This window comes from Novosphingobium sp. CCH12-A3 (assembly GCF_001556015.1).
GTDB classification, from domain to species: domain Bacteria; phylum Pseudomonadota; class Alphaproteobacteria; order Sphingomonadales; family Sphingomonadaceae; genus Novosphingobium; species Novosphingobium subterraneum.
Window position 1 is genome coordinate 1 of the sequence record NZ_LSIA01000035.1, and the last position, 14356, is coordinate 14356.

The 14356-nt window shown below is 64.1% G+C and carries 15 protein-coding genes and 1 pseudogene; 11 read left to right on the forward strand and 5 right to left on the reverse strand.

The features are described from left to right. The 6 genes from AX703_RS27170 to AX703_RS03115 form a co-directional block, all read left to right on the forward strand. The coding region (locus tag AX703_RS27170) for a hypothetical protein (RefSeq protein WP_231735339.1) at positions 1–436 on the forward strand (436 nt) is incomplete at its 5' end. A 297-nt stretch (positions 437–733) separates the two neighbouring features. Then, a complete protein-coding gene (locus AX703_RS03095; RefSeq protein WP_062342561.1) occupies positions 734–1315 on the forward strand; it encodes an MBL fold metallo-hydrolase in 582 nt (193 codons plus the stop codon). After that, a complete protein-coding gene (locus AX703_RS03100) occupies positions 1255–1536 on the forward strand; it encodes a hypothetical protein (RefSeq protein ID WP_156451881.1) in 282 nt (93 codons plus the stop codon). Before AX703_RS03095 ends, AX703_RS03100 begins: the two co-directional genes overlap by 61 nt. Positions 1537–1540: 4 nt before the next feature. Continuing rightward, positions 1541–2062, forward strand: coding sequence for a hypothetical protein (locus tag AX703_RS03105; protein WP_197423596.1), 522 nt, complete (start codon positions 1541–1543; stop codon positions 2060–2062). Then, positions 2008–2808, forward strand: coding sequence for a methyl-accepting chemotaxis protein (locus tag AX703_RS03110; RefSeq protein WP_082734361.1), 801 nt, complete (start codon positions 2008–2010; stop codon positions 2806–2808). The genes AX703_RS03105 and AX703_RS03110 overlap by 55 nt, the downstream gene beginning before the upstream one ends. Positions 2809–2813: 5 nt before the next feature. Then, positions 2814–4334 carry a chemotaxis protein CheW gene (locus AX703_RS03115; RefSeq protein WP_062342566.1) on the forward strand — a complete coding sequence of 507 codons (1521 nt, stop codon included), beginning with the start codon at positions 2814–2816 and terminating at the stop codon, positions 4332–4334. A 248-nt stretch (positions 4335–4582) separates the two neighbouring features. Here AX703_RS03115 and AX703_RS03120 read toward each other — a convergent pair whose 3' ends face one another. Both AX703_RS03120 and AX703_RS03125 read right to left on the reverse strand, forming a co-directional pair. Further along, complete coding sequence (locus tag AX703_RS03120; RefSeq protein WP_062342568.1) at positions 4583–5110, reverse strand: VOC family protein; 528 nt, start codon at positions 5108–5110, stop codon at positions 4583–4585. 10 nt (positions 5111–5120) lie between these two features. Continuing rightward, the gene (locus AX703_RS03125; protein WP_039335742.1) at positions 5121–5882 is read right to left on the reverse strand and encodes an SDR family NAD(P)-dependent oxidoreductase; all 762 of its coding nucleotides are present in this window, start codon (positions 5880–5882) and stop codon (positions 5121–5123) included. A gap of 141 nt (positions 5883–6023) precedes the next feature. Between AX703_RS03125 and AX703_RS03130 the strand changes: the two genes are divergently transcribed. The 4 genes from AX703_RS03130 (at position 6024) to AX703_RS03145 (ending at position 11037) form a co-directional block, all read left to right on the forward strand. Then, complete coding sequence (locus tag AX703_RS03130; RefSeq protein WP_062342570.1) at positions 6024–6842, forward strand: SDR family oxidoreductase; 819 nt, start codon at positions 6024–6026, stop codon at positions 6840–6842. A 97-nt stretch (positions 6843–6939) separates the two neighbouring features. Then, a complete protein-coding gene (locus AX703_RS03135; RefSeq protein ID WP_039335745.1) occupies positions 6940–8142 on the forward strand; it encodes an AAA family ATPase in 1203 nt (400 codons plus the stop codon). 170 nt (positions 8143–8312) lie between these two features. Continuing rightward, positions 8313–9416, forward strand: coding sequence for a ParB/RepB/Spo0J family partition protein (locus tag AX703_RS03140; protein WP_039335747.1), 1104 nt, complete (start codon positions 8313–8315; stop codon positions 9414–9416). A 430-nt stretch (positions 9417–9846) separates the two neighbouring features. Next, positions 9847–11037, forward strand: coding sequence for a replication initiator protein A (locus AX703_RS03145; protein WP_369820981.1), 1191 nt, complete (start codon positions 9847–9849; stop codon positions 11035–11037). 455 nt (positions 11038–11492) lie between these two features. On the opposite strand, the gene AX703_RS03150 is transcribed toward AX703_RS03145, so the two are convergent. The 3 genes from AX703_RS03150 to AX703_RS03160 all read right to left on the reverse strand — a co-directional run bounded on the left by AX703_RS03150 (position 11493) and on the right by AX703_RS03160 (position 13746). Then, positions 11493–12452 (reverse strand): hypothetical protein, encoded by a 960-nt coding sequence (locus tag AX703_RS03150; protein ID WP_156451882.1) that lies wholly within the window; start codon positions 12450–12452, stop codon positions 11493–11495. A 101-nt stretch (positions 12453–12553) separates the two neighbouring features. After that, positions 12554–13261 carry a hypothetical protein gene (locus tag AX703_RS03155; RefSeq protein ID WP_062342576.1) on the reverse strand — a complete coding sequence of 236 codons (708 nt, stop codon included), beginning with the start codon at positions 13259–13261 and terminating at the stop codon, positions 12554–12556. Beyond that, complete coding sequence (locus AX703_RS03160; protein WP_062342578.1) at positions 13258–13746, reverse strand: RNA polymerase sigma factor; 489 nt, start codon at positions 13744–13746, stop codon at positions 13258–13260. Before AX703_RS03160 ends, AX703_RS03155 begins: the two co-directional genes overlap by 4 nt. 86 nt (positions 13747–13832) lie before the next feature. On the opposite strand from AX703_RS03160, the pseudogene AX703_RS03165 reads away from it, so the two are divergent. Beyond that, positions 13833–14356 (forward strand): annotated as a pseudogene (locus AX703_RS03165) (peptidase S8); the annotation flags it as partial.

Here is a 14356-nt window from a genome sequence, read left to right on the forward strand (position 1 = left end):
CCCGCGGGTTCCTGCACTGGAGGCTTTCGTACGCAAGCGCCCGAAACCCTTCACATTAGCCGCCAATCTCGGCTGTCCTTGTCTCGCTGAGTTTCATGATATCCACAGACATCCAGCGTGGCAGGGGGCCATATTGGGGGCCACGGCAGCAACGCCGCATGAAAACATCTCTATAAACCAAATCGATAACGAAGGTTTTGGCTTCCCGCTACCGCTCCAACTTCCCGTTCACCAGCACACCCAGATCGCTGTAATCCGCAATAAAGCGGACATTTTTGGCGTCACCGAGTCGCTTGAACCGCGAATATCTGCTGCACGAAGCAGCTTTTCGATGGGGCGGTTCAGTGCCGCGCCGCATGCTACCCTTTGGTTCTACATCACTGGCCAAGCTGAACATGTCAGCAAAGCTTATCAAGGTGCACAAATGCTCCGATAGCTTGGATCAATGCCCTTTCCGGACTGGACATAACGCGTCGTCACTTCAATCCCTTGATGGCCGCGCATTGACGTCCCCACTTGGTCCGACGTTGCATGAGAACAGGCCGGAGAGGTGCAGACTATGACGAAGCTTCGCGTTCCCGCGATCGGTGCCAGCCTGATCTGCGCCCTGCTTGCAGCCCCGCTGCAGGCGACCGGCCCTGCCAGCTACCCCTAGCAAGCCGCATTTCCGGCGCAGGACAGCGCTGCGGTTGCGCGTCATCTTTCAGCCGCACGAAAGCTGGCAGAACCCGACTTGCTGCCGGAGTTCTACTGGCGCTGCATGACCAGCCCGCTCGACCGAAAGACAGTTTCCGCCATCCAGCACGACGGACTGGTGCCCGAGGCCCGGGTCTTCGATCAGCTCTATTCCATCGGCCAGAATGCGGTTTCGGCCTGGGCCTTGGACACGAGCGACGGCATAACTCTGATCGATGCCCTCAACAGCGAGGCGGAAGCCCGCGAGATCATGTTGCCCAACATGGTCCGGCTTGGCCTCGACCCGAAGCGTATCCGCTATCTGATCGTGACGCACGGCCATGGGGACCACTGGGGCGGCGCAAAGTTCTTCCAGGACACTTACGGCGCAAAGGTTGTGCTGTCGCAGGCGGATTGGGACATGATCGAAAGACCGGATCGCGGCGGCGGTCCTATTGCCGACCTGCTTCCGCCGCGGCGCGATATCGCAGCCAGGGACGGAGACAAGATCACGCTCGGCCAGACCACGGTGAAGCTCTATGTCACTCCCGGACATACGCCCGGCACGCTGTCGGCCTCATGGGCGGCACCGGCGGCGGCAGCAGCAGCGAAACCATCAAAACTCAGATTGCCTCGCTGATCCGTTGGTCTGGCCTTGGCAAGACGGCCGGGGTGGACGCGCTGATAAGCAATCATCCGGCGCACATCAGCGCCATCGAAAAGATTCAGCTGCTCCGCAACGGTCTCGCAACCGATCCCAATCCGTTCGTCTACGGCACCGATCGTGCCGAAAGATTCGCTCGCGTGATGGAGAAATGCTCGCGCGTGCAGCTCGCACGGATGGGTGAAAGCGGAGAATGAGCTGATGGCACAAGGCGCAATGGGCGATCCCGGACGACGGGTGCGCATCGTCGACATCAAGGTCACGCCGATCGCCTTTCGCGATCCCCCGCTGCGCAACGCGGCCGGCGTGCATGAACCCTACGCCTTGCGATCGATCATCGAGATCACGGCATCGAACGGCCAGACCGGCTTGGGAGAAGGGTACGGCGATGCGGCATCGCTGATGGCGCTCGAAGCGGTAGCGCCCCGTCTAATCGGCCTCGAGATCACGGACCTCAACGGTCTGCGAAACAGCATCGGCGAAACGCCTGCAGGACTGCCACCCCCTCCTCCCGGCCAGGAGTTGGCGCCGGGTTCGGACCCTGCCCGGCAGGGCGCAAGGTGCCTTTCCGCCTTCGAAGTCCCGCTGCTCGATCTTCAGGCAGAGACCGCCGGGTTGCCGCTCCATGCCTTGCTGGGCGGTGCCGTGAGACGCGAGGTGCCCACTCGATGTTCTGCTCGCCAGACTATATCCGCAGTTCCGATTACCGCGATTTCTGGATGAAGCTCAACGCCGGCCAGTTCCATTCTGGCCGCTTCCATCGCGTGGGCAAGTATGATCGCGATATCTGGATACAGGCCACATACAATCCGATCTTCGACCTGACGGGCAATCCCGTGCGTATCGTGAAGTATGCCTTCGACATCACCGAACAGGTGCAGATGGAGACGGCGATCACCGAACGCGCGCACGAGATGAACCTGCTATCAACCCAGCTTTGCAAATCGATCACGGAAATCACCGGATCGACGGATCAGGCGCTCTCGCTGTCACTGCAAACACGGGTTAACGCGGAACAGGGCGAAACAACGCTCGGCTCTGCCATCGAATCCATCGAACTGATTCAGAAATCCGCCACTTCCATCTCCGAAATCGTTCGCATCATCAGCGAGATCGCCGGGCAAACCAACCTGCTCGCCTTCAATGCCGAGATCGAGGCTGCCCGAGCGGGCGAGCATGGCGTGGGCTTCTCTGTCGTTGCCGGCGAGGTGCGCAAACTTGCCGAACGCAACTCTGCCGCCGCGCGCGACATTTCACGACTTATAGATCAGTCCAATGCGCAAGTCGGCGAAGGCACCAACCGCTCCCGCATGGCGCGCAACGCATTTTCGGAAATCGTGTCCAGCGTTCAGCAGACCAATGCCGCAATAGAGGCGATTACGCGGCTTGCTGCCAACCAGGCACAGCTGACCGAAAATGTCGTTGGGCAGATTTCAAGACTTTCCGCCACAACCAACATCGCTGCCTGAAGACGATGACTGCGGTGCTGCAGCCGGGCGTACACGATACCTTGTTTGGCCTGATCCGCATTGCCGGGCTTTGCGCAGCACTGCCCGTGGCGGCAATCCGGGAAGTCGTACCCTGCCCGTCCAGACTGGAACCGTTCCCCGCATCGCGGCCTGACATAGCTGGCGCTCTCGAGCTGCGCGGCGAAGTCATTCCCGTGATTGACCTTGCCCAAGCACTGAACCCGTCAGTTGACGGTGGTGGACAGCAGTTTGACGAGCGCTCGATTGTCGTGATCCTGCGCCAGGAGCAGCACATCTTTGCGGTTCTGGCTGATGGCATCATCGGCGTCATGCCGCTCACCACCCGCGAGATAAGTCCGCTCAGCCAGGCTGCCACGGATGAAGGTGTGCGGCTGTTTTTCAGTACATTCCGCGTTGCCGCCCACAATGGCGTTGTACTTGATCCCGCAGCGATCATCGGATTGCCCGGAATGGTCACGGCCACCGATCGGGCCGCCAGCAAGGACGATTCCCGTCAGATCGACGAGCCCATCCTCGTGTTTACGGTTGCAGGCCTGCGGCTTGCCCTGCCAGCCAGCTGCGTCGATGCCAGTCTTCCTTCTGCCGATCTTTTGCCGACGCCAAAGGAAACAGAGCTCTGGATCGCGCAGCGCGAATACAAGGGCGCGGAAATCCCGGTGGTCGACACCCTGCATTTGCTCGGTCATGGATCGCTGCCAAAAGGCCGGCGAAGCGGTGCCGGCATTGTCGTGCGCACGCAATTGCCGAACCCTGTCCCGCCAGGCTGGACAGAGCCCTTCGGTCTTGTGGCGCTCCTGATCGACACCGTGGACGACATCGGCCGGTTCGCTGCCCGATGTTTCTCGCCACTTCTGCAGGACGCCGTAGCCGGCGCGGTCCTGTCTCTGGGGATACTCGAAACGGCTGACGGCAGCGCACTCCTGATCAACGCGCAGAAGCTTGCCGCGCACGAAGGCCTCCGCAATCTTGGCGTGATCCGCAATGTGCAGGAGACCGCAACAACTGCAGTACGTATCGGGCAAGCCGACGAGTTGACAACGCGCCCGACCGAAAAGCCGTTTCTTGTTTTCTCAGTTGGTGATCAGCGCTTTTCGACCCCGCTTGGCTCGGTCGAGGAGATCCTGCTCGCCCAAGCCGCCACCCTGCCCATGCCATCGGGCGATTGCGGCATGCTGGGCCTATTCGCATCACGTGGGCACTGCGTCCCGCTACTCGACCTGTCTTACGTGCTGGGCGAAGCCGCCACCCGCGATGGGCGATATATCATCGTCACGCGAACCGACCATCCTGATGGCCTGCGCCGCGCCGGATTTCGCGTCGACGAACTGCATTCGGTCGATCGCAAGGCGCTGCAGGAAGTTGGGGCGAAGGACCGGACTGCACATTTGCCTGGCCTGCCCGGGCCGACCATCCGGTTGAGCGATGGTCACGCCTGCACGGTGCTCGACCTTGCCGGCGCAGCGGAGCGGCTGTTGAACGTCCAGCAGGAAGCGGCTCGCAACTGAGCGAACGAAAAGGCCGCCTATCGGCAACCTCACTTGCCCGGGTAGTTCTGCGTCCCCGGCGACCCGCGCCATCTCCACCCTGAAGGACGACATTCGGCGGACCACGACGCGGAGACAGACCCAGCCGGAAGGCCACCTTTGTAACGCTTCCTTCGTTTGACCCGACGCAGGACGCTGCGCGTGCAAAGCGCCAGGCTTTCAGCTGCGATACGCACAGCAAACGCTGCCCGCGCTTCACCGCGAAGGGATCAGTCCGGCGCGATCACGCCGTCGCCCTCGCGCCACACGGGACGGATCTGCGGGTCGTCGTAGATCTCCATGATCTCGAACACGTTGCCGAAGAAATCGCGGCAATAGGTTGCGGCATAGCCGTGGCGGCGGCCGTCATCGTCCACCGTGATGCCCGCCATCGAAGGCGGCGCATGAACGCGGATGCCGGCGTCGAGCAGGCGCTGGTAGCAGGCCTGGATATCGTCAACCTGCACGGCGAAGTGGGTATAGCCGTGGTGGTTCACGCCGCGGTCAGGGTCCTGCCGCTCGGGCGCGGGCGCGGAATATTCGAACACCTCGATATGGGCATTGCCCAACCGGCACATGAACTGCCGCGCCGCGCTGCCCTTCAGCCCGATCACCTCGTCGATGAACGGATTGTCCCGCCATTCCAGCGGCGGCCCCACCTCGACCGCACCCAGCAGGTCGAGGTAGAACGCGCGTGCCTTGTCGAGATCGGGGACCGAGACCCCGATGTGCTGGATCCCCTTGGCCCCGATGCTCATGGTCTGGTCCTCAGAACTGGACGCGCTTGGTAAAGCCGCCGTCGATCACCAGGTTGGTGCCGGTGGTATAGGACGATGCCGGGCTGGCGAGGAACACCACGGCCTTGGCCACGTCGTCCGGCCCGCCAAAGCGGCCCAGCGCAAATCCGGCTTCGACCGACTTGTACAGATCGGGCGCAGCGCCTTCGATCACGTCCCAGTTGCCGCCGGGGAACTTGATCGGCCCGGGCGAAACCGCGTTGACGCGGATGCCCTTCGGCCCCAGCGCCTGGCTGAGCTGCCCGGCATAGACGATCAGCGCGCCCTTCAGCGCATTGTAGCCCTGCGGCACGATGAAGGTTTCAAGCCCCGCCGTCGACGACAGGATCACGACCGAACCGTCATCCGACTTTTCAAGGTAAGGCTCCAGCACTTCCACGCCGATCACCGAACCCATGATGTCGTGGTCCAGGCCCTTCTGCCAGTCACCGGTCTGGCCCGAACCCGAGGTCGAGATCATCGGGATGAAGATGTCGCAACCGCCAAGGCTTTCTGCCGCCTGTGTCAGCCAGGCGCGATAGGCGTCCGGGCCCGAATCCATGTCGAAGGCCGAGCCGAAGACCTTGCCCCCATGCTTCTCCAGGCTGGCTGCGGTTTCGGCAACCTGTTCGGCATTGCGCGAGCAGAACGCGATGTCCGCACCTTCGGCAGCAAGGATTTCCACCGTCGCCCGCCCGATGCCGCGGCTGCCGCCGGTCAGGATCACCTTCTTGCCCTTGAGTCCGAGATCCATGTTGTCGCTCCTCTATCCCGTGCAGAATCCGTTGCAGCGTTCTTGAAGGGGGTGGCAATGGCAAGCCACTCCCCTTTTGAACAGGAAATGCGCTGGCCCATCGAGTGGTAGCCAGCAGGAAACGCGATTGGGAGCAAGGATATGACCAAGGGTACGGGCCGTCTTGAAGGCAAGACCGCCGTGGTGCTGGGCGCCAGCAGCGAAGGCAACATGGGGCAGGTCATCGCCCGGCGCCTGATCGAAGAAGGCGCGCATGTGCTGGTTTCGGGCCGCAAGGAAGCCTTGCTGGCAAGCTTCGCCGCGCAGACCGGCTGCGCATGGGCGCCATGCGACATCACCGACGAAGCCAGCGTCAACGCCCTGGCCGATACTGCGTCCGAAAAGCTCGGCGGCATCGACATCGCGATCAACGCCACCGGCTGGGGCCTGCTCAAGCCCTTCCTCGAGGTCACCCGCGCCGAACTCGATGCGATGAGCGCGCTGCAGCTGGTCGGCCCGCACCAGTTCTTCCAGGCGATGATCCGCAAGATGGCGAAGTCGCTTGGCGGGCGCGGCGGTTCGCTGATGACGATCAGCTCGGCCACCGCCACGATCATGCTCAACGATCACGCCATCTACATGGGCACCAAGGCCGGGACCGATCACATCGTGCGCTGCATCGCGCATGAGTTTGGCCACGAAGGCATCCGCGCCAACTCGATCTCGCCGGGCCTGACCGATACGCCGATGAATGCCGAGGCCAAGCAGGTCCCCGGCCTGTTCGAATCGTTCCGCAATTCCTATCCGCTTGGCCGCTGGGGCACTTCGGAGGACGTCGCCGCCGCCGTCGTGTTCCTCGCCAGCGACGAATGCTTCATGACCGGGGAAAACCTGCAGGTGAATGGTGGCCTGACCTTGCGCCGCAACCCCACGCGCGAGGAAATCAACGCCGCGGTGGCCAAGGCCATGGCCGAGGGTTGATCGACCACGACCCGTTCTTGAGATGTTTCGCTTGGCCGTTGCACGTTTGAAGGAAATCGGTTAACCAGTCGCCCAAACAGCTTCAAACAGGCGGGCGATGTCTGATCAGAATTCAATAGTCAGCCAGATCGGCGATCTTGCCTCAGCGGGCGAGAAGATGATCGAGCGCCTGCGCCGCAAGGCTTTCCTGCCAGACAGCCGCAAGGGACTCAACGTCCGCGTCGGCATTGCCGAGGCGGCGCAACTGCTCGGCTGCTCGACGAATCGCATCCGCATGGCCGAGGATGACGGCCGCCTCCCCCCGCCCCCCTCGGGCGAGAACGGGCGCCGCCTCGGCTATTCGATGGAAGAGCTGATGCACATGCGCGAAGTGCTGGGCGCCTCCCCTGCCCGCGCCCCGCTCGACGTGCCGGCGATCATCGCGGTGCAGAACTTCAAGGGCGGCGTCGGCAAGTCCACCGTCACTACTCACCTCGCCCATTATTTCGCGGTGCAGGGTTATCGCGTGCTGGTGGTGGACTGCGACAGCCAGGCGACGACGACGACGCTGTTCGGCTTCAACCCGCACTTCAACATCACCCGCGACGAAACGCTTTATCCTTATCTTTCAATCGACCCGACCCAGACTGACCTGCTCTATGCGGTCAAGCGCACGCCCTGGCCCAATGTCGACCTGATCCCCTCGAACCTCGAACTGTTCGACGTGGAGTATGAACTTGCCGCCTCCGGTTCCGACGGCCAGTCGGTCCTCGCCGCGCGCTTCCGCAAGCTGAAGGCCGGGCTGATGGACATGGCCCGCGATTATGACGTGGTGATCCTCGATCCGCCCCCGGCCCTTGGCACGATATCGCTTGCGGTCATGCAGGCGGCCAACGCGCTGCTGGTGCCGCTCGCTGCCACCACGCCCGATTTCTGCTCGACCGTGCAGTTCCTCTCGATGATGGACCAGGTCATCGCCCAGCTGATCGAGGCCGGGATCGCGGTGGACTACAGCTTCGTCCGCCTGATCTGCTCCAAGTTCGATGGGGGCGATCCTTCGCACGAAATGGTCCGCACCATCATGGAGCAGACTTTCGGCCCAGCCCTGCTGCCCGTGCCCATCCTCGAAAGCGCCGAGATCAGCCACGCAGCCCTGCGCATGATGACGGTCTACGAACTCGAGAAGCCGATCGGCACGCCGCGCACCCACAAGCGCTGCCGCGCCAACCTCGATGAAGCGATGGGCCAGATCGAACAGCTCGTCCGCGCCGGCTGGGGCCGCGTCGCCCCGGCAAGAGAGGAGGACGTGATCCATGCGTAGGCTTGAATCCGGCATCCTTCGACAAGCTCAGGATGAGCGGGGTTTTTCAATGAGATCACCCATCAACTCCGCTCGTCCTGAGCCTGTCGAAGGACGCCGCACAGGAAACAGAGCTTTCCTACAGGCAATCGTTCACTTTATGTTCCGCGCCTTTCGCAACGAGGTGACTTATGGCGCGTAAGCAGTCGGACTATCTCGCAAGCCTGCTGGCTGATGAGGAAGTGCTTGAAACCAAATCAGAAGTTTCTGAAGCAGCGGCACCGGAAACGGCGGCCGAATCGGCTGCTCCTTCCCCTGGCCCCTCCCCTGCCCCGGCGCGCCACGAACGCTTGCGCGGCACCACCCTGCTCGGCCGCGAAAGCGCGCTGGCCCGCGTGGCGAGCGGCGAAGTCCGCCAGGTCACGCAGCTTCTGCTCGATCCGGCGCGGGTGCGGGTGTGGAAGGGCAATGCCCGCTCATACGAACACCTCTCGGTCGAATCCTGCCGCGAGCTGATCGATTCGATCATTGCCGAGGGTGGCCAGAAGGTCCCCGCGGTGGTGCGCCGCATCGATGGTGACCCGGACCACGACTACGAAGTCATCGCCGGCACGCGGCGCCACTGGTCGATCTCGTGGCTGCGCGCCCACTCCTACCCCGACATGCAGTTCGTGGCGCAAGTCGCCCAGCTCGATGACGAAGCCGCCTTCCGCCTAGCCGACCTTGAGAACCGCGCGCGAAAGGACGTGTCGGACCTCGAACGCGCCCGCAATTATGCCCAGGCGCTCTACGACCATTACGGCGCCCACCTGACGCGCATGGCAGACCGGCTCAACCTGTCAAAAGGTTGGCTGTCGAAGATGCTCAAGGTTGCCTCGCTTCCCGATGTCGTGGTCGCCGCCTTCGCCAGTCCCGCCGATGTACAGATGAAGCCCGCCTACCCCCTCGCCCAGCTGCTCGACAACCGCGAGCTGGCCCCGGCGATCCTGCGCGAGGCCAAGGTGCTGGCCCGCCTGCAGGAAGAACGGCGCAAGTCTGGCGATCCGGCGATTGCCGCCAACGATGTTGTCGCCCGTCTGATGGCGGCGGCGAGCGTCAGGGCCGATGGCCCTCCGCGCGAGATCGTGCTCGAAGGCCGTGGCGGCAGGCCGGCCATCACCCTGCGCTCGATCAACCGTCAGGGCGTGACCCTGCGCTTCCACGCCGGTTCGGGCATGCACCTCGACGCCCTCCTCGAACTGGCGCGCGAAGCGTTGGAACAGCTTGAGGACGAGGGCCGGAGCATCCTGCTCTGATGGAAAACGGGGGGAGAAGCACAGCGGCAGAAAAATGTTTCCCCGGGGAAACATTTTTCCCGTGCGCCCCTTCCCCCTCGTTCCGGACAGGTGTTTCCCCGGGGAAACATTTCGTCCGGTGGGGCCTTCGACAGGCTCAGGTTGAGCGGATTTCAGGATTTGTTATCTACATAACGCTCCCATCCACACCGCCTTCCCCCTTCTCCATTCATCCTGAGCCTGTCGAAGGATGCTTGGCGCAACCTCCCAGCACGCGTGTTTCCCCGGGGAAACGAGCCACAGCGATCCTCACCCAAAAATGTTTCCCCGGGGAAACATCCGCGAAAGCCCCTCCCCCGTGACCCGCGCCCGCCCTGCACCGTCGCAACCGCAGAACCGCAAGGGTCCGTCGGGCGACCAGTTCGATCTGTTCCTGCCCTACGTGGCGGACATGCCGATGCGCGATCAGCGCGAGATGATGGAGCGCCCCTTCTTCAGCCTCGCCAAGTCGAAACGCGTCAAACCGATCGACTACACCTCGCCCGACGGCAAGCTGTGGGTCCACGTTTCGGCCAGTCCGGAATACGGCATGGCGACGATCTGGGATGCCGATATCCTGATCTACTGCGCCAGCGTGCTTGCCGACATGGCACGACGCGGCGTCAACGACGTGCCGCGCAAACTGAACCTGATGCCCTACGACCTGCTCCGCGCCATCGGCAGGCCGACCACGGGCCGCGCCTACGAGCTGCTCGGCCAGGCGCTGGACCGCCTTGTCGCCACGACGATCAAGACCAACATCCGCGCGGAAAACAGACGCGAGGCCACCTTTTCATGGCTCGATGGCTGGACCCAGCTGGTCGATGAGAAGACCGAACGATCGCGCGGCATGACCATCGAATTGTCCAACTGGTTCTGGGAAGGCGTGATGATGAAGGGCGGGGTGCTCTCCATCGACCGCGCCTACTTCGACATTACCGGCGGACGCGAACGCTGGCTCTACAAGGTGGCGCGCAAGCATGCCGGCGGGGCAGGGGAGGAGGGATTTGCCATCTCCATGCCGACCCTGTTCGAGAAGTCCGGCGCGGAGGGCGAATACCGCCGCTTCAAATTCGAGATCCTCAAGCTTGCCGAAAAGGACGCGCTGCCGGGCTATGGCCTCAGCGTGGAGACCGCCAAGGGCGGCGAACCGATGCTGCGCATGCGCCGGATCGACGGCAAGGATGGCGCGGGTGTCGTGGGGCAGGGGACTGGCGGCGTGGTACGACAGCCCGAGGCAGAGCGCGCTTCGGCACCGTCCACCAGCAGCAAGTCCGCTAAGCCCGCACCTGTCGGCGGCACCTCGCCCTCGGGTGTTTCCCCGGGGAAACATTCTTCTCCGACCGAAACCTTTGACGCCTCATCCCTGATCCGCAAGGCGGTGAAGGGCCTGAGCGACAACGCCACGCGCGGGTTCATGGCCGACGAGACCATCGCCTATTTGCGCGAAACTTGCCCGGGCTGGGACCTCCACGCGCTTCATGCCGAGTTCGAAGGCTGGGTGAATGCCGACGCGGCGCGGCTGCCCGCAAACTGGCAGAAAGCCTTCATCGGCTTCGTCAAGCGCCACCACGAGAAGCACGGCCACACCCTGCGCCGTTGAACTTCGCGCTCTTCCGTTCCGAAAATGTCGTGTCTGCAGACAGTGTCCGTTCCTGAAGTGTCGGGCGTGGTATGGCGACGTTTCCCGAGGATTTTGCAGCGGCGTGCTTATCCACCGAATTTGAACCTCCTTGTTGGAGTTCTGTTGGAAAGTGATTCAATCGCCCCACCCCATCGCACCCCTGATCCGGTCCATCGATCCATCGGGAACGGTCTGATCCTAGCTTTCGACCTATCAGGAACGCCCCGTCGATCCTTCAGGAACACCGGGTCGATCCATCGGGAACGATTGGCCGACACTCCGGGAACAGGCGGAATGGCGCGAATCGCGGAGAATTGGCGAGTCGGGGCAGGGCGCGGGGCGCTTAACCTGTCTAACCCTATCTAAAGGCCTCTAACCCTCGGGAAGCTTCGCTTTCTTGGGAAATGAAGGGATGAGGTCTTGTGGGGCAGGCCTCAATAGAGGTCGGCAGCAAAGGGGGCGGCGGCGATGGGCGTGCAGGAAAAGGGCTCGAACATGCCATTGGAGCGGGCGAGACCGCCGCTTTCGAGCTGGCGCAGCAGCTTGCCCGCGCCGGCCTTGGTCACGCCCAGGGCGCGGCCGAGCTGGGCGGGGGTGAGGTCTTCCAGACCGACGAGGAGGAGCCACGCACTGCCGAGCCGCGAGTGGGAGCGCTGCTGCGGGAATTCGGCGGCAAAGCGTCGCGTTGCCCGCCAGATGCGGTCAAGATCGCGGGCCGCTTCGAGCATGGCCCGCAGCAGACCTTCACGCGCGGCGTCGCGGCGTTTCGCCGGGGAAAGATCGGCGCGGAACAGGCGGCGCCGGGCAAGCGCGGCCAAGGGCAGGGGCGGGGCGGTGAGGGCAAAGGCTTGGGGCCGGGCGAGCGCGAGGAGGTTGATCGCCCAGCACGGACTGAGCGCCGTGGCGCCGAGCGCGTCATCGCCTGCGGGGCCCAGCGAGTAGCGGTGCTGGTCAATCAGTGCCAGAAGCCGCTCCAGCGGGTCTGTGGGCAGGCGTTCCCCTGAGAGGGTGGCGATGACCGCTTCGAGCTGAACCATGCTCTGTGACGCGATCGTGGCGGCTTGGCGGGCTTCGGCGGCGAGGGGGGCAACGGCAATGCGGCGGACGGTCCGCACGGCCTCTGCCAGCGGTGAAGCGGGGGAGGGGAGGATGGCCGTGAGGAGGGCGAGGAACGCGTCACGCTCTGCCGCGCATTCGGCCCCGACCAGCCTTGCGCCAAGCGTGATGCCGCGGTCCTCGCGATAGGCGGCCCAGGCCTGCGAGAGTTGGCGCAATGCCAGCGTTTGCAGCATTTCCGGGGTGAAAAGCCCGGCAGGATCGAGGTGCGCGCGGACCAGCGCATCAAGCTGGCCGCGGCGGAAAGCGAGGGTGAGGGGGGCGGGATCGTAGGCCACGGGAGCCGCCACGCATACCGGCATTGCCCCGCACCGTCAACGATTGGGATACCTAACTGGCACTTTGGTATCCTATCATGATGAGCGAAACGGGCGGCGGATCAGGACGTCTCGCGCCATCCGTTCCGGCGCGCGGCCAATTCCTCTTCTGCGGTAAGCGCGGGGCCTGCGGCCATGGCCTGCGCGGCGGCGAGGACATCGCCTGCGCTGCCGGCCTGGCGGTATTCCCCCGTTTGTGCGCCGCCGCTGCTGGCCGCGCTGTGGTTACGCAATTGCCACCCTTGCGCATCGCGGCAGGCGATGGCGGCGCTGGCAGCGCGTTCGAACGCCCGGCAATAGGCGCCGCCTGCATCGCGGAAGCTGAGCAGGACGCGCACCGGGGCATCGGCCTGTTGCCCGGCGACGAGCTGGCTATCGAGCGCGCTGGCAAGCTGGGCATCGGCATAGCCGGCATCGCTGGCAGGACGCAGGGTGAGGGCAAGGACCAGCGAGGCGGCAAGCGCCGGGCCGGCAAGCCATGTCCAGCGCGGCGGCCCCTTGCGGCGGGCGCGCGCATCGGCAAGGCTTACGACCTTGTCCTGCGGGGCCTTGAGCAGCGCGGCGAGATGATCGGGCACCGGTTCTGCGGCAATGGGCGCGAAATGGGCGCCGAGGCGCTGGGCGAGGGCGCGATGCGCGGCAACCTGCTTCTCCAGCGCCGGATCGGCGGCAATGGCCGCAGCGATGCGCTCGAGTTCGGCCCCTTGAAGCTGGCCGTCGGCAAAGGCGGCGATTTGTTCGGGGGTGGGCTGTTCGGAAGTGTGGGTCATGCCGCTTCTCCCAGCAAGGCCATCAGGGCATCGCGTCCGCGCACCAGGCGCGAATTGAGCGTGCCGACCGGGCAGCCGACGATTTCGGCCGCTTCCTTGTAGGACCAGCCTTCGACCATCACCAGCAGCACGGCCTCGCGCTGTTCATCGGGCAGGCGGGCAAGAGCACGGTCCATGTCGGCCAAGGCGACGCCGGCTTCCTGTCCGCCTGATGCGCCGACGCCGAGGCCCGCTTCCTCGTCTGTGAAGGTCTCGTGGCGCCGGGTGCGGGCGCGGATTTCATCGATCCAGATATTGCGCATCATCCTGTACATCCAGCTGTCGAGCCGCGTGCCCTCCTGCCACTTGCTGCGCGAGCGCAGGGCGCGTTCGATGGTGGTCTGGCAAAGATCATCGGCCTCGCCCGCATCGCGCGAAAGCCCGGCGGCAAAGCGCCGCAAGCGCGGGAGCAGTGCAAGGATGCCATCGGCGAAGGGATCGGCCAGTGTCGTTACCTTTCTGATGGATAGAACGGACGGCCTCGTTCGTTTAATCCGTGAGACAGCGAAGATATGGCAATATTTTTATGAACATGAAACGCCTGACCATCCCCCTGATCGCGCTTGGTGCCATGGCTACCCCGCTGTGCGCGCAATTGGCGCTGCCCGATCTGGGGCAGGGGGCGGCGGGGCGGACGCTGGGAGGCATTGGCGGCACACTGGGCGATACGCTGGGCGACTTGGGGGGCAATGTCTCCCGGACCGTTCGGGGCCTTGCCGAGGCGCGGTTGGTCCGGCTCGACAGGCTGGCGCGTGCCAACCGCAACCTGATCGAAAAGGATGCTGCGGGCGCGCTTGCCCGGCGCGGCGAACTGCTGGTGATGGACTCCACTGCCGACGACATCGCCACGGCGCAGCGGGCGGGCTTCGTCGTGCTTTCGCGCGAGCGGCTGGGCGATCTGGGGGTTGAAGTGGTGCGGCTGGGCGTGCCTTCGGGCATGGGGCTGGCCAAGGCGCAGGACGTGCTGTCACAGGCGCTGTCGGGAGCGACCGTTGCTGCCGATACGCTGAACTTTCAGGGCGGCACGGCGTCGGGTTCTGCAGGCAGGGCAGGGGG

Coding starts and splice junctions, on each gene's coding strand:
- AX703_RS03125 (WP_039335742.1), bottom strand. CDS start 5,882: ATGGATCTCGGACTCAAGGGCAAGAAGGTGATCCTGACCGGCGGCAGC.
- AX703_RS03120 (WP_062342568.1), bottom strand. CDS start 5,110: ATGAGCATCGGGGCCAAGGGGATCCAGCACATCGGGGTCTCGGTCCCC.
- AX703_RS03110 (WP_082734361.1), top strand. CDS start 2,008: ATGTTCTGCTCGCCAGACTATATCCGCAGTTCCGATTACCGCGATTTC.
- AX703_RS03155 (WP_062342576.1), bottom strand. CDS start 13,261: ATGACCCACACTTCCGAACAGCCCACCCCCGAACAAATCGCCGCCTTT.
- AX703_RS03145 (WP_369820981.1), top strand. CDS start 9,847: ATGCCGATGCGCGATCAGCGCGAGATGATGGAGCGCCCCTTCTTCAGC.
- AX703_RS03115 (WP_062342566.1), top strand. CDS start 2,814: ATGACTGCGGTGCTGCAGCCGGGCGTACACGATACCTTGTTTGGCCTG.
- AX703_RS03130 (WP_062342570.1), top strand. CDS start 6,024: ATGACCAAGGGTACGGGCCGTCTTGAAGGCAAGACCGCCGTGGTGCTG.
- AX703_RS03100 (WP_156451881.1), top strand. CDS start 1,255: ATGGGCGGCACCGGCGGCGGCAGCAGCAGCGAAACCATCAAAACTCAG.
- AX703_RS03105 (WP_197423596.1), top strand. CDS start 1,541: ATGGCACAAGGCGCAATGGGCGATCCCGGACGACGGGTGCGCATCGTC.
- AX703_RS03140 (WP_039335747.1), top strand. CDS start 8,313: ATGGCGCGTAAGCAGTCGGACTATCTCGCAAGCCTGCTGGCTGATGAG.
- AX703_RS03135 (WP_039335745.1), top strand. CDS start 6,940: ATGTCTGATCAGAATTCAATAGTCAGCCAGATCGGCGATCTTGCCTCA.